Here is a 14539-nt window from a genome sequence, read left to right as displayed (position 1 = left end):
AAGCTCGGTTTAATCGTTGATGAGGTTTTATGCAAGTGAAAGAGCCAAGCACCCAGCCAGTAGAACCTAACAACAATATGCAAACACCAGTGCTTGCTTTGCGTATTGTTGGTATAGGCGCATCTATCGGTGGCTTAGAAGCTTTGGAAGCACTTTTCCGCCATAGCCCATCCGATAGCGGCATGGCATTTGTGTTGGCTCACCATCTTGATCCTAGCCCGCCTAGTCCGCTGACCGAAATGTTGCAACGGAACACGGCGATGACGGTATTTGAAGCACAAGACCAAATTGCCGTAGCGCCCAACTGTGTGTATATCATTCCGCCCAACCGTGAGATGTCAATATTTCATGGCAAGCTGCAATTGCGCAAACCGGATGACCCACACGGACACCAGTTGCCAATTGATGCCTTTTTGCGTTCATTAGCGGAAGACCAACAAGAAAATGCTGTCGGCATTATTTTATCCGGCACAGGTACAGACGGCACACAAGGCTTGCGCGCTATTCTGGGCGGCGGCGGTATCACATTGGTACAAGCGCCAAGTACTGCAAAATATGACGAAATGCCTTCAAGCGCCATACAAGCGGGATACGCCAGCCATATTTTATCGGTTGATAAAATGCCGGCGGTTTTGCTAAGCGATGTTCGCCACAGTTGTACAGATCCCCTGAAAGCAACGGCGGGAATAAACCGCATCCTCATACAGTTGCGGACCAGTACCGGACACGATTTCTCCCTGTACAAAAAAAGCACGATAGGTCGGCGTATTGAACGGCATATGGCTCAGCATTTGATTGAAAATGTGGATGTTTATGTACGTTATCTGAAAGAAAATGCTGAAGAAGTCCGTGCTTTATTCAAAGAACTCTTGATAAACGTCACCCGATTTTTCCGCGACCCCGAAGCCTTTGCCCTGCTAGAAAACGAGATTCTCCCCAAACTTTGCCAAAGCAAACCTGATGGCAGCGTATTTCGGGTCTGGGTGGCGGGCTGCGCCACCGGTGAAGAAGCGTATTCCATTGCCATCTTGCTGCGGGAACTGATGGACAAGTCGCAACAGGCATTCAAAGTGCAAATTTACAGCACCGACTTGTCAGAAGAAGTCATCGCTATCGCGCGTGCGGGTTTTTATCCCCCCCATATTATCCAGGATGTAAGCCAAGAGCGTCTGCGCGGCTTCTTTATCAAGGATGACAAGGGTTACCGGGTCAGAAAGGAAATTCGAGAAATGGTGGTGTTTACCATCCAAAATGTCATTAAAGACCCGCCATTCTCCAGATTGGATTTGCTGAGTTGCCGCAATTTAATGATTTATCTGGAAATGCAACTACAAAACCGGCTGATCCCGGCTTTCCATAACGCCCTCAATCCTAACGGGGTGTTATTCTTGTCGCCATCGGAAAGCATTGGCAATCATACTGATTTGTTTACCACACTGAACCGTAAATGGAAGTTTTATCGGGCCACCCATGCCATTGCCACTTGCAACACCATTGGGCCACTGGTTGCAACATAGATTTAAATGCTTGGCGATAAAGGGTCGAACATGATTTTCCGATAATAGGATTACACAACACACATCAATGCTCGGCGCATTGTCAGCAATACCAACGGATCGTCGTTGATTTTATTAACGATGGAAAACACTGGCGAGACCTCCTCTGATGAAGAAAAGGAATAAGCGATGAACAACAAACGTGATGGCGCTGGCTCGCGTCAAACCTTAAGGTCAGACGCCGAAAAAATGGTGGTTAGCCTCTCGCCCGATGAAATGACGGCATTACCTGCCGCCATTTTGCTACATGAACTGCTCGTCCATAAGATCGAGCTGGAAATGCAAAACGAAGAACTGCAAAGCGCGCAGGCAACTCTTGAAGAGGCGCGGGACCACTATCTCGACTTATATGAATTTGCCCCAGTGGGCTACATGACCATCACGCGTGACAGTATGGTGAGTGAGATTAATCTGACAGGTGCCACAATGCTGGGTATTGACCGCACTAAATTATTGCAGCGCCGTTTTTCGCATTTTGTTGCAGATCAAGACAAGGATCGTTGGCATCGTTTGTTTATGCACATGATGACCACTACCCAAGATGAAAAAAAGGCGGTCGACATGCATTTGCTTTACCAAGACGGCTCAGCATTTTATGCCCACCTTGATTGCCTTCGGAATAGCCGTTTAGAGGCTTTACCGACGCTGCGGGTCATCATCACGGCTATTAGCCCAACCCCGCCAGGTGGAAACTGAAATTAAATAAGGTTTTGGGGAACGGCTCTAAAGACATTTGGAGCCGCAGCGTTCGAAAAACTACTTTTTTACTGGGGAAACAACGCTTCCGTTACATCTTTGCCAATACCACGATAGCCAACAAAGCCGACCTTCGGCTCGAAGATAGGCTCGCCACTGACCATCAAATATTGGCGTGTTCCATCATTTTTAGTGCGACTGTAGACAAAATCCAGAAAAGGTTTTTGGGCAACCAGATTAGCCTCCAGGATGGCCCGCTCCTCCTCATCCCAATACACGCCTTCATCTTCTGTGCTAACAGAGCAGCCGTCCAAACGGATACCCAGCATTTCAAAGACCGGCCCGTAGGTTTTAACGAATTCGCCATCACTGTTCTGCTCCCAATACCAATCGGACGACAGCTCAGTCAAGCGGCGGAAACGGGCTTCGCTGACCCGCAATTCGGCAGTGCGCTCGATGACTTTCTGCTCCAGCATCTGGTTGGTGTTTTGCAGCCTTTTGTATAACAGTTGTATTTCCAGCATGTTGTGTATGCGGGTCTGCACATCAAGGAGATCAAAAGGCTTGGTGATAAAATCTTTTCCACCCAGTGTCAAGGCTTTAAGTTTTTCGCTAGGTTCGCTGGTAATAAACAACACAGGAATATGAAACCCAGTACCAAGTGTTTGAAGCTTTTCCATGATCTGAAAACCATCCATGCAAGGCATTTGTGTGTCCAGCACGATTAAGTCATAGTCATTTTGTTCGTACAAACTGCAGACTTGATAAGGATCTGTGGTCGAGGCAACATGGAAATAACCCGCACTTTCGAGCATTTGTTCAAGCAAAATCACATGGGACGACTGATCGTCTACGATTAATATGCTGGCATTAAGGATTTCTTGTTTGCTTATCATGGGTGTTGTCCAGTTTTACTAGATTGAACGACGTCTGTTTGAGAAAACTCAACGCATCATTCAATGTATTTCGTAAACTCATTAAGTCTAGTTTAGTTGAGATTTAAATTAAGTGGCGTTAAAGCAAGAAAAAATGCTTGTAAACTATTTCCAATTTTGCTTGGCATGACAAAGCTACTGAGTGCGGCTACCGGAACAACAACACAATAAAGGGCTTCGCGCCCTCCTAAAGTCTCGATGCCGACGCAGCCCTCAGTCATTTGCTAGAAAAATAGTGGCGTCATAACGAATGGTTACACCATTTTTATCTTTATATGGCAGGTTGGCTAATCGCTAACGTGGCGCGACATTTCCGTTGGCATCGGAAAGGATAATTTCCACGCGACGGTTCAATTGACGGCTACCCGCATCGTCATTACTGGCGATCGGCGAACTTTCGCCATAACCTTGTGTGGCAATACGCCCGCGGTTAATGCCATCACTGACCAGTGCCGACTGCACGGAATAGGCTCGGCGTTCGGAAAGGTCTTGGTTATGCGCGTCACTTCCGGTGCTGTCGGTGTGGCCTTCAACAGAGACTTTGTATTCTGAATATTGCGAGAGAAAATCCGCCAGTTTTTGGACGTTACGGATACCGCCAGATTTTAGTTGCGCCTTGTCAACATTGAACAAAATATCGCTTAAGGTAATCACCATGCCACGGTCGGTTTTCTTGGCATTCAAGGCATCCAATTGGCGTTGCTGGTCGGCAATCACATCACGACCACGCTCTACCTCAGCGGTTCTGGCATTAAGCCGGACTTCATTGCGGTTGGCACTGGCGTTCGCCACCACCCGCTCTGCAGTTTTGCGTTTGGCGACTTGTTCGGCAATGCTGACTTGTTGGTCGCCAATATAAGCCAACTGATTGACAGCGCCTTCTTCCTCGTTAGCCAAAGCGGCATCTGCCTTGGCTAAGGTGGCACTGGCATCTTGCAGTTCCAATACTGCCAAAGTGGAGACTTCGCTGTTGCTGAGAGCCGTGTTGTAATGGTCATCGGCGGCATCCAAAGCGGCATTTTGCGGCACCGTGCTACAGCCGGACAACAGCGTGATCGCCATTAAGCGAACAGGTAAATACATATTTTTTTTCATGATAGGCTCGATGTGGGTTATTGCGCGCTACGGTCAATTTCTTGACGTAATATGTTATTGCCTTCCTGCAAGGCACTGGCTGCTTTTTGGGCTTTGGTGGAACGCGCGGTAGCCGCAGCAAGTTGGGCATCAACTTGTGCTTGCTCGGCCCATTGCCGGGCATTCAAATAGTCTTCTTGAAGCATGGCACGGTCGGCGGCATCCATTTTGTCCATTGCCGATTTCAGCAAGGCCGGTGCAACTTCGTTGCTGCCCGCCCTGGATGCGCTTTCTAATACCGCTTTAGAAACCGCCATCTGTTCAACAGGTGGCGGAAGGCTTGAGCAAGCATTAACCAGCAAGGCAATAGCGGCACTCAGGATCAAAAAATTTGCTTTTTGGGGTGTCAATTCTTTCATGATGGTTTATCCGTTAGATTAAATGTCGATTGAAACCATTAGCTGCTCTGATGATTTCAATGCTGATAGGTTGCTCATCAACTCGCCTTTAAAAGGCCTATGCAAAAAGTTGATTTCAATAACCATTCGTCATGATTAAACGCTGTTTTCCTACCTAAAACAGTACGGTAGCGTACATAAACCGTTTTGTGGGGTTAACAATACGCAGGGCGCCAAGCTATTTTTATCAGCTTAGCCAAGCCTTAGGCCGACAAAAATATCCCTTTCAGCTCTTCAGGCACTAACGCATAGTTACGCCAGATGCGCTCCACATCTTCTTGATGATGCGGGCCAAAACGATTCGGAAATTTCTTTAACAAAGCCACGCCATCCGCCGCTTGCGCACGATGCAAAGCCGCCACGGCTTGGATCACCAATAGCAAATTGTCATCGGCTATGGGCACGTCACGTTCCAAATAAACATTAATCATCGCGGCAAGCTCGATGGATGGCAGTTGCACGGGCAGGAACAGCAGCCATTTTTCAATTTCATGGTCGGACGTTGTCCGCATCACATCGCCGAGCATTTTATACATGGGTTTTTCGCAGCGGGAATAAGCCCAAATGTAATTCAGCACCCAGCCTCTGTCGCTGTCACTCAAATTGCCGGTATGCAAAATCGGTTCGGCTTGGCGGAGCAGCTCATCGGCAAGTTCAGTCAACTGGTATTTGCCGATAAAATCGCTGGCAAGGTATTTCAGGTTTTTGTGGCTTTTGGGTTCTATCCACGTACTGAGAATTTTGATGATTTCTTTCGGCAGCATTTTTACCAGCGTGTCGAAAAAAGCCACGCTTTCGGTAAAAGTACATTCGCCGCTATTGGGGCGTGCCGGATAGAGCAAGGTCGGTGTCTGGTCAATTTGGCTGGCAATTTCCTTCAATAACCGGAACACTTCCACGGGTGTCAGCACGTTATAGGCTTTTAAGGCTTGATAGACTTGCTCTTGGCTATCGTGCAACAAGTTTTTCAGAATTTCTTCACGGAACAGATGTGAGGTGTATTCGTAAGTCAAGCCGATAACAACCGCGACAATTAAGGCAATCGATAAATGCTCCGCCCAATTGCGCAAAACTTCGGGCAACATGGGCTGAAAATATTTTAAGAAAAACGCGCAAAGTAAAATGATTCCGAAAATGAGAAAAGGAATAATGGCGTAATTCTTATGTCCTGAAGAGGATGGCATGGTGTAGTCCAGAAAACCTGCAAACGGGAAAAATGTGCTGATACAAAAATCATCACGGATGACCACAAGCCCGATTGGCTAAGGCTTCAACCTGCCCGTTTTGGAAACACGCCAATGCCCAGAGCGGAAAATAGGTGTTGTAACCATGATATTTTAGGTAAAAGACGCGAGGAAAACCGGGGGCATTAAAGTTTTCGTCTTGCCAATCGCCATTGGCTTGCTGTGTATCCAGCAAATAATTCACACCCGCCTGCACTTCTGCGCAAGCCATTTCACCCGCAGCCAGCAAAGCCAAGACAGCCAGCGCCGTATGGAAAGCTGTGCTGCAATGCGCTTCGCCAGCCAGTTTGGCATTTTCATAGCTGCGGTTGTCTTCACCCCAACCGCCATCTTCCCGGTGTTTTGATTTTAACCAAGCGACGGCCTTGCCGACGCTGGGATCATCGGCGGGCACACCGGCACTGGCAAAGCCAGTCAACACTGACCAGGTACCGTAAATATAATTGCTGCCCCAGCGACCAAACCAACTGCCATCCGCCTCTTGCGTTTTCCGCAAAAAGCCGATGCTACGGTCAATCACGCGACGGTAGCGGGGATTTTTCTCCACCAGTTTGCTCAGTAAGAGCAGGCAACGCGCGGTGACATCCGCCGTGGGTGGATCAATTAACGCCCCGTGGTCGGCAAACGGAATGTCATTAAGATAATAATGGGTATTGTCGGCATCAAACGCGCCGTATCCACCATTACGGGATTGCATGCCAGCAATCCATTGGCCTGCACGGTCAATACTTTCAATAAATGCCCGCTCTTCACTTTGTATTAAGGCCAAAGCCGCAACGGCGGTATCGTCCACATCGGGATAGTAACTGTTACCAAATTGGAAGGCCCAGCCACCACCCTGCAAATGAGGCCGTTGCTTTCGCCAATCACCCGGTTCGTCACGTAATTGGTTGCTTTCCAACCAATGCAATGCCATTTCCAAACGCTCTTGGGTATCAGGCTGAGAATCATGACGCTCCAGTTCTTGCAGCACCAATATTGCCAACCCCGTATCCCAAACCGGTGACACGCAGGGCTGGCAGTAAGCGGAATCTGTTTTTATCACTAGCAAGCGGTTAATTGCCGCTTTGGCGATCCGTCGTTTTTTGTTATCGGCAGGCACACCAAAATAATCCATCACTTCATAAGCATTGACCATGGCGGTAAAAATGCCGCCCAAGCCATCGTAACCATTCAAGCGTTCCATAAACCAAGCTTGCGCTTTGGCGGTGGCTTTGCGGCGGATGAAATTTGGAATGAGTGGCTCCAGCCGTCGTCCGATCAGATCAAGCGCCAAAATGGCTTTGCCCAAAACGGTTTTGACAGGTGAAAAATAATGCTTTTCTTGCTCGGGCGGCACCACAAACAACTCGGCAACGCCAATCTGGGAAGGATTGCGGGCTTTAACTTTGTAAGTACAAAGAATAAACAACGGCACCATGACGGTCCGCGACCAATAGGCGACTTTATCCAAATGGAAGGGAAACCAGGTGGGCAGCAACATGATTTCCACCGGCATAAAAGGCACGCCACGCCAAGGCAATTGCTGGTACATCGCCAGTAAAATACGTGTAAAAACATTGGCCCGCGCCGCGCCGCCCTGCGCCAGTATCCATTCCCGTGCTTTTTTTAAAGGCTCGGATTGGCTGTCATCGCCCGCCAACTTCAAGGCGTAATAGGCTTTCACCGTGCAACTCAAATCCCCTGCCCCGCCGAAAAATAACGGATAACTGCCGTCAGCGCTTTGTTGCGAGCGTAAATAGCGGGCAATTTTTTCCTGCAAACTTTTGTCGATTTCGTCAACAAAATGCATCATCAAAATATATTCGGCAGGAATCGTGCAATCGGCTTCCAGTTCAAACACCCAATAGCCATCTTCGTGTTGCGATGTCAGCAGCTGGGTACGGGCCCGTTTAATGGCCAAACTTAACATTGGCTGTTTGCCGATTGGCGAGCCAAAAGTCGCCGAACCTACCTGTAAATCTGAGGCGTTTTCTCTAAACATACGGTGGATGCCTATGGCTGGATGTACAAAAAAAGGGGGTATTAGGGCAAATCATCCGATTATTTAGGTCATTACCGATTATTTGAATACACCCAAACTGTTCATCAGGGCGATGAGTTCAGGATATATAAAATAGAAACGCCCTTCTGTGCGATAACGCACTGACCAAAAACTATTTCGCGCTTAAAGTGAATTCAGTTTGGTTGTCCCAAACTTGGCAGCCGTGTGGTCTGATAGATCCATGAACATCTACTAACGGTTATTTGCTTATTTAACGCAATGAGGTGATTTTTATGAACACAACCGTAGTAACACAACAAAAAACCGACAAATCAGAGAAATTAAAAAATCTGGCGACAGCGGTTTATCTATGCCAAGCCCTGACCTTTTTTTTGGCGGGATTCCCCCTGCTACTGGGCGTAGCGATTAATTTTTATAACCGCAACGAAGCGCAAGGCACTTGGCTTGAATCGCATTTTGACTGGCAGATTAAAACCGCGTGGGTTTCGTTGGCAGGATTCGCCTTTGCCGGATTATTTTTTACCGTAAGCTTGGAAGTAAGTGTGCTTATTTTGCTGGTAACTTTGATTCTGCAAGTTTATAGAATCGTTGTCGGTTGGATGGCGCTGACTGCTGAACAACCCATAAAAAATATAGGCTGATTTTTTTGCGGCTGTTTTCAGATATATCTGTATCTGTTGAGGCTGCAAACAATGCAGGCTCAACATTCAATTAAAAGGAATTCCCTTATGAAACTAACTTGGATCGTGGTTGCCAACAACACCTCTGCACGCTTTTTTACCGCTGAAACCCCTTCATCCGACTTAGTGGAGATTGAGAGCATTAGCCATCCGGAAGGCTATTTGCATGATCGGGAAATCACCTCGAGCTTGCCGGGCAGAATTAAAAGTTCTGACGGCAGCGGACACGCGCTGGAACAAGCGACCGACCCGAAATACCATGAAGCGGATAAGTTTGCGCACACGGTCGGCGGAATACTCTCAGAGGCTCTCAATGAAAATAAATACCAGCAATTATTGATTATTGCCGAACCTTCTTTCCTCGGATTATTGCGCCAGTGTTTGTCGGAACAAGTTAAAAAACACGTCACCTTTGAGTTGGCAAAAAATATCACCACGCACAGTCTTAACGAGATTCGCCAGCATCTTCCCCACTATTTGCCGAATGAATAACAGATGCTACGCAGATATTTACTGACATTGAGAAATAATGATCCACCGCTGGCTTATCTCACCTGAAGCGAATCCATTATTTGCGCCCCTTGGGTTTTCCAAGGGGTGAGCCTATTTTTTACCTTATGCCGATGTATCAATCGCATCAACGCGAATCAGTTTTTTGTTGATGAATTCTTGAATGCCTAGATTAGAAAGTTCACGCCCGTAACCGGAATTTTTGATGCCGCCAAACGGTAAATCGGGCGTTGTCCAGGTCGGATGATTGATAAAGACCATGCCTGTTTCAATGCGGCTGGCGACAAATTTTCCCCATTCGATGTCTTGGGTAAAAATGGAGCCGCCTAAGCCGTAGTTGGAATCATTCGCCAGAATGACCGCTTCGCCTTCATCTTTCACTCGAAAAAACAACGCGACCGGGCCAAAGAATTCTTCGTTATAAGCGGGGTTATCGGGCTTAAGATGGGTGAGGATGGTTGGCTGCATAAACGCGCCAGTGCGGTCGATGCGTTTGCCGCCTGTTAACACAATCGCCCCGCCCGCCACGGCTTGATCGACTTGTTCTAATAGATGTTGCAAAGCCGCTTCGGTCGATAATGGACCCAATGTGGTGCTTGCTTCCATTGGATCGCCGGGTGTAAGCAAGGCTAATGCCGCGCTAAACTTTTCCAAAAACTGATCGGCTAATTGGTCGACAACAATAAAGCGTTTTGCCGCCACGCAGCATTGGCCGTTATTGTTCATCTTCGCCCAAACTGCCCATTCGACGGTTTTGTCGAGATCGGCATCATCAAGCACGATAAAAGCATCGCTGCCGCCGAGTTCCATGGTCGATTTTTTCAGATTTAGCCCCGCCCGTGCGGCAACGCTTTTGCCCGCTTCCGCGCTGCCTGTTAACGCCACGCCTTTGATCCGGGCATCATCAATCACATGGTTGACCTGGTCGTGGGAGATCAAGAGATTGGTGTACGCACCGACGGGCGCACCTGCATCTAACCAGAGTTTTTCAAACGCCAGCGCACATTGCGGCACACAAGAGGCGTGTTTCACCATCACCACATTGCCTGCCATCAAATTAGGCGCGGCAAAACGCGCGAGTTGGTAATAAGGGAAATTCCACGGCTGTACGCCGAACAATACCCCCAGCGGTTCGCTCACCACCATCGCTTCACCAGTGCTGGGAATGAGGTGTTCAGGTGCCAAAAAATGTTCGGCATGTTGGGCGTAATAATCGAGAATGTCGGCGCTTAAGGCGACTTCGCCACGCGACTGGGCAATCAATTTGCCCATTTCTAAAGTGACCAGCCTTGCCAACGATTCACTTTGCTCACGCATCAGTGCCGCCGCTTTGGCAACTACATCCGCCCGATGGGCAAAAGTCGTTTGCCGCCATTTCTCAAAACAAGCCGCAGCGGTCGCCAGCGCGGTTTCTAGTTGCCCGTCGGTTTGTGCATCGAAGCTTTTTAGGGTTTCGCCGTTATAGGGATTGATGCTTTGGTAAGCCATATGCGTTCCTCTGCCAATTGCTAATCTGGATGATCGCGTCGGTTGGCGCGGTGGGTAATGATTTTTCGCGTGATTAAAGAAGGTGTTCTTTTCCAGTCTTCTTTAACGACAAAACTTTTGCTAAAAATCAATCGGACTCATGGAATGAAGGCCCAAAATCCGATTGATTTTCAGAACATGTTGGCAAAGCGAGGGGTTTAAGCTAGCGCAGGCTGCTTTTTATCCAATGATTCATTATGAATATATGCTTCTTCGGCTTTGTTTTGCATCAGGACGGCTTTTGCTTGTTCCAATTCAACCACTGTTCCGTGGGCGATCAATAGAAATTTATGGGCTTTAAGGGCGGTTTCGTAAAGGATGACACTGTCTTTTGGAATGCCAATACTGGCTAAAGCGCCACCTAAAGCCGTTAGCCCGCCGGTAATGACCGCCGACTCAAGTACGCCCAATATCCAGCTGACCAAAGGGCCGCCGACCATCACCGCACCAATACCCGGTATAAGCAGAAATGCCGAGCCAAACAGCAAGCCCCACATAGTCCCCCAAAACAGACCAAATTTTCCCCAAGTTGCCATCCGATCACCGGTATTGTAATAACCGATGACGTTTTCTTTAGATTCGTAGTCTTTCCCGATGACCGACAACTTTTTCATATCGAAACCGGATTTTTCCAGTTCTTTAACGGCGCTTTCTGCATCGTCATGACTGCTAAACAAAGCAACAACGGAGTGATGACTTTGGGACATGGTATTTCTCCAAATTAATTTAAATTAAAAATTGCAATCCTAAGAATGGGGCAGAACAAACCCTAAGGCTTGTCCTGACACTTAACCCAAAAACCCAGTAAAGGTCGGGTTACTTAGGGTTTGCTAATTTTTCATGTTCGGCGGCGGTTTTTTCATATTCTTTTGCCAGCGCGTCTTCGTGCTTAGCAATGGCTTCATGTCTGTCACCTAAGATACGTTGACCGTTGCTTTGGTAGACCGCATCCAGTGAGCGATGGTGTTTAGCCAAACCTTTATGGTATTCCGCGTGTTTCATATTCAGTTCGGCAGCCGCTTTATGTTCAACAGGTGTTGTGGCTGGTGCAGTGACTTGCTCAGGTGCGACAGGTGCAGGCACCACTTCTGCCCATACCGATGCCGACATAACTCCCATAAAAACCGCCAGAACCAATCCCAAAAATTTATTCTTATTCATTATTTTTCTCTGAATGAAGTTAAAAAGCGATAAATCACGTCCACCCCAAATCCTTTCTCGGTTAGTGTGTCCGCTAGATTCATCAAAAGCGTTCTACAGATGAGCCCGATACTAACAACAAGGCTATTGCGCATCTGTGTCGCTATAATCTTCGTTCCCCATCAGACAGTCTGTTTGCCAACACACATAAGCAGGCCGCATCAAACCGCGCCTAATTTTTCTTAAGCTACGTGGGTTAACGCACCGATTAGATAACGCGTTGCTTGCACACTGGAACGCCCTACCCTAACCAGATGCAAGGATAACTATGAAATCAGATACGCAATTACAAACTGACGTTATTGACGAACTTAACTTTGAGCCTTCAATCAATGCGGCACAAATCGGTGTGGTGGCAAAAAATGGCATCGTGACTTTATCGGGCTGTGTGAACACTTATTCGGAAAAATGGAATGCCGAACGCGCCACCCTAAGGGTTTCGGGCGTCAAAGCGTTGGCTGTTGAGATGGAAGTCACCTTACTAGGCTTAAGCAAACGCACCGATACCGACATTGCACGGGCGGCAGAAAGTGTTTTGGAATGGACAAGCTTTTTGCCGAATAAATCGGTCAAGCTGATGGTTGAAGATGGCTGGATAACGATATCGGGTGAAGTTGATTGGGATTACCAAAGGGAAGCAGCGGCAGATGCCGTCCGCTATTTAATGGGTGTGACGGGCGTTAGCAACAACGTCACCATAAAAGCCAAGGTGGCTTCTGAAGTCATCAAAACAGATATTGAAGCAGCTTTAAAGCGTCGCGCCAGCCGTGATGCGCAAGCAATAGTGGTCGAAGTCCAAGGCAATAATGTGACGTTAAGCGGCAAAGTGCATAGCTGGTCAGAACGTGATTTAGCCACCCATTCCGCTTGGTGTTCACCGGGTGTGCATAATGTAAAAGACAAGATGGTTATCAGTTAATAACTCCTCAAGAGAATCCATCTACGAAGGGTTCTCTTTCAATTTAGCAGTGCCTTGCTTTTGATTTATCCAGCGACCCATTACAAATGAACGTCATCACATCCGAAAATAACGGTTTATTTGCTATTAAAACCTCGCAACTCACCCGCCAGTTCGGTCACTTGATTGCAGTTGACCACATCGAATTGACCGTGCCTTATAAATCCATTTTCGGATTGCTCGGCACCAACGGAGCGGGCAAAAGCACGATGATAAAAATGCTCACCACCTTACTGCCGCCAACCTCTGGCACAGCAGAAGTGGGTGGTTTCGATATTATTAAATCCCCAGCAAAAGTCCGTCGGCACATAGGTTATGTACCGCAATTGCTATCCGCGGACGGTGCGCTGACCGGATACGAGAATTTACTGCTTTCAGCCCGATTGTACGGTTTGAAAAGCGCCGAAACCCGCTCACAAATTAAAGATGCGTTAGCATTCATGGGGCTTGCGGAAGTCGCCACTAAATTGGTGAGAACCTATTCCGGCGGCATGATCCGCAGGCTAGAACTCGCTCAAGCCATGCTACATCGCCCCGCCATCTTATTTTTAGACGAACCGACCATCGGCCTTGATCCAGTCGCCAGGCATTTGGTTTGGGATAGATTGCGTGATCTCAGGCGTGACTACGGCATGACGGTACTCATTACCACCCACGACATGGAAGAAGCGGAAACACTGTGCGACACCTTGGCAATTCTCCAAAGCGGACGAGTTAGCGTAGTCGGTACGCCAGCCGATTTGCGGCTTGGCATCGGTGTGGATGCGACCATGGATGATGTGTTCATCCATTACGCGGGGAATTTGCAACACGAAGGCGACAGTTACAGCAATGTAGCCCAAAGCCGTCACTCTACCCAACGCTTCGGTTGAGTCCAACACATGAAACAATTCATTCTTGAAAGTACGGCGATTGCGGAAGTTGAGCTGATTAAACTGGTTCGTGACCCGACCGAGCTGCTTGCCCGCGCCATACAGCCCGTGCTGTGGCTAGTAATTTTCGGGCAAGTTTTAGCGCAAGTGCGTGGCATTCATATCGGACAGACCAGTTATCTTGCCTTTCTAACCCCCGGCATTCTGGCGCAAAGCATTTTATTCAGCGGCATTTTTTACGGCATCGCCATCATTTGGGAACGCGATTTAGGCGTGGTGCATAAGCTATTGGTCAGCCCTGCCCTACGAATTTCGCTGGTTTTTGGCAAAGCGCTTTCTGCTGGATTTCGGGGAATTATCCAAGCCATTATCATTTACGTGGTCGCATTTTTAATGCACGTCGAATTAAGGCTGGAGCCGCTCGCCATTTTAGCCATGCTCGGCAGCGTGATGTTGGGATCGGGCATCTTCGCCACTTTTTCCCTCATCATCGCCTGTATTGTCAAAACCCGCGAACGTTTCATGGGCATAGGCCAATTGCTGACCATGCCCATGTTCTTCGCCAGCAACGCCATTTATCCGCTAGACCTGATGCCACATTGGATACAAGTCATCGCCAAAATTAATCCGCTCACGTATTTGATCGACGCTTTACGCGGTTTGGTGATTATCGGCGGCGAAAATGTTTACAGCTACGCTGTAGATTTTGGCGTATTGGGTGGGACGTTCGTGGTTTTGCTGTGGATTGCGGTTTGGTTATACCCAAGCTTGGCAGAGTGAATCAGCTGAATAAATGGTGGGCAGAACCGCCTGCCCACATTACA

Annotated in this window: 15 protein-coding genes; 7 read left to right on the top strand and 8 right to left on the bottom strand. The window is 48.0% G+C overall.

Features of this window, described 5'->3' with window-relative positions:
- Nucleotides 1–29: 29 nt before the first annotated feature.
- Nucleotides 30–1517 carry a CheR family methyltransferase gene (locus ACYQ1O_RS06750; protein WP_459990898.1) on the top strand — a complete coding sequence of 496 codons (1488 nt, stop codon included), beginning with the start codon at nucleotides 30–32 and terminating at the stop codon, nucleotides 1515–1517.
- A 168-nt stretch (nucleotides 1518–1685) separates the two neighbouring features.
- Nucleotides 1686–2252 (top strand): histidine kinase, encoded by a 567-nt coding sequence (locus ACYQ1O_RS06745; RefSeq protein WP_459990897.1) that lies wholly within the window; start codon nucleotides 1686–1688, stop codon nucleotides 2250–2252.
- A gap of 68 nt (nucleotides 2253–2320) precedes the next feature.
- On the opposite strand, the gene ACYQ1O_RS06740 is transcribed toward ACYQ1O_RS06745, so the two are convergent.
- From ACYQ1O_RS06740 to shc, 5 genes are all read right to left on the bottom strand, one after another.
- The gene (locus ACYQ1O_RS06740; protein WP_459990896.1) at nucleotides 2321–3148 is read right to left on the bottom strand and encodes a response regulator; all 828 of its coding nucleotides are present in this window, start codon (nucleotides 3146–3148) and stop codon (nucleotides 2321–2323) included.
- 333 nt (nucleotides 3149–3481) lie between these two features.
- Entirely contained in the window at nucleotides 3482–4282 is an 801-nt protein-coding gene (locus ACYQ1O_RS06735) for an OmpA family protein (RefSeq protein ID WP_459990895.1), read from the bottom strand.
- Between the two features lie 17 nt (nucleotides 4283–4299).
- The gene (locus tag ACYQ1O_RS06730) at nucleotides 4300–4680 is read right to left on the bottom strand and encodes a DUF4398 domain-containing protein (protein WP_459990894.1); all 381 of its coding nucleotides are present in this window, start codon (nucleotides 4678–4680) and stop codon (nucleotides 4300–4302) included.
- Nucleotides 4681–4922: 242 nt separating this feature from the next.
- Entirely contained in the window at nucleotides 4923–5903 is a 981-nt protein-coding gene (locus ACYQ1O_RS06725; protein WP_459990893.1) for an SPX domain-containing protein, read from the bottom strand.
- A 52-nt stretch (nucleotides 5904–5955) separates the two neighbouring features.
- On the bottom strand, nucleotides 5956–7947 hold the full coding sequence (gene shc, locus ACYQ1O_RS06720; RefSeq protein ID WP_459990892.1) for a squalene--hopene cyclase: 1992 nt from the start codon (nucleotides 7945–7947) through the stop codon (nucleotides 5956–5958).
- 293 nt (nucleotides 7948–8240) lie between these two features.
- Between shc and ACYQ1O_RS06715 the strand changes: the two genes are divergently transcribed.
- Both ACYQ1O_RS06715 and ACYQ1O_RS06710 read left to right on the top strand, forming a co-directional pair.
- Nucleotides 8241–8609 (top strand): DUF4870 family protein, encoded by a 369-nt coding sequence (locus ACYQ1O_RS06715; protein WP_459990891.1) that lies wholly within the window; start codon nucleotides 8241–8243, stop codon nucleotides 8607–8609.
- Nucleotides 8610–8696: 87 nt separating this feature from the next.
- On the top strand, nucleotides 8697–9140 hold the full coding sequence (locus tag ACYQ1O_RS06710) for a host attachment protein (RefSeq protein WP_459990890.1): 444 nt from the start codon (nucleotides 8697–8699) through the stop codon (nucleotides 9138–9140).
- 123 nt (nucleotides 9141–9263) lie between these two features.
- Here ACYQ1O_RS06710 and ACYQ1O_RS06705 read toward each other — a convergent pair whose 3' ends face one another.
- The 3 genes from ACYQ1O_RS06705 to ACYQ1O_RS06695 all read right to left on the bottom strand — a co-directional run bounded on the left by ACYQ1O_RS06705 (nucleotide 9264) and on the right by ACYQ1O_RS06695 (nucleotide 11846).
- Nucleotides 9264–10646, bottom strand: a complete 1383-nt coding sequence (locus tag ACYQ1O_RS06705) for an NAD-dependent succinate-semialdehyde dehydrogenase (RefSeq protein ID WP_459990889.1) — start codon at nucleotides 10644–10646, stop codon at nucleotides 9264–9266.
- A 197-nt stretch (nucleotides 10647–10843) separates the two neighbouring features.
- On the bottom strand, nucleotides 10844–11392 hold the full coding sequence (locus tag ACYQ1O_RS06700) for a general stress protein (RefSeq protein ID WP_459990888.1): 549 nt from the start codon (nucleotides 11390–11392) through the stop codon (nucleotides 10844–10846).
- A 109-nt stretch (nucleotides 11393–11501) separates the two neighbouring features.
- Nucleotides 11502–11846: an acid-shock protein gene (locus tag ACYQ1O_RS06695; protein ID WP_459990887.1), complete on the bottom strand. Its 345-nt coding sequence runs from the start codon at nucleotides 11844–11846 to the stop codon at nucleotides 11502–11504.
- Between the two features lie 307 nt (nucleotides 11847–12153).
- On the opposite strand from ACYQ1O_RS06695, the gene ACYQ1O_RS06690 reads away from it, so the two are divergent.
- The 3 genes from ACYQ1O_RS06690 to ACYQ1O_RS06680 all read left to right on the top strand — a co-directional run bounded on the left by ACYQ1O_RS06690 (nucleotide 12154) and on the right by ACYQ1O_RS06680 (nucleotide 14495).
- Nucleotides 12154–12804, top strand: coding sequence for a BON domain-containing protein (locus tag ACYQ1O_RS06690; RefSeq protein WP_459990886.1), 651 nt, complete (start codon nucleotides 12154–12156; stop codon nucleotides 12802–12804).
- Between the two features lie 86 nt (nucleotides 12805–12890).
- The gene (locus tag ACYQ1O_RS06685) at nucleotides 12891–13715 is read left to right on the top strand and encodes an ATP-binding cassette domain-containing protein (RefSeq protein WP_459990885.1); all 825 of its coding nucleotides are present in this window, start codon (nucleotides 12891–12893) and stop codon (nucleotides 13713–13715) included.
- 9 nt (nucleotides 13716–13724) lie between these two features.
- Nucleotides 13725–14495 carry an ABC transporter permease gene (locus tag ACYQ1O_RS06680; protein WP_459990884.1) on the top strand — a complete coding sequence of 257 codons (771 nt, stop codon included), beginning with the start codon at nucleotides 13725–13727 and terminating at the stop codon, nucleotides 14493–14495.
- Nucleotides 14496–14539 lie beyond the last annotated feature (44 nt).

It is taken from the genome of Methylosoma difficile (genome assembly GCF_054657615.1).
The sequence above is the reverse complement of the archived record's forward strand: the minus strand, read 5'-3'. Positions and strand labels throughout refer to the sequence as shown.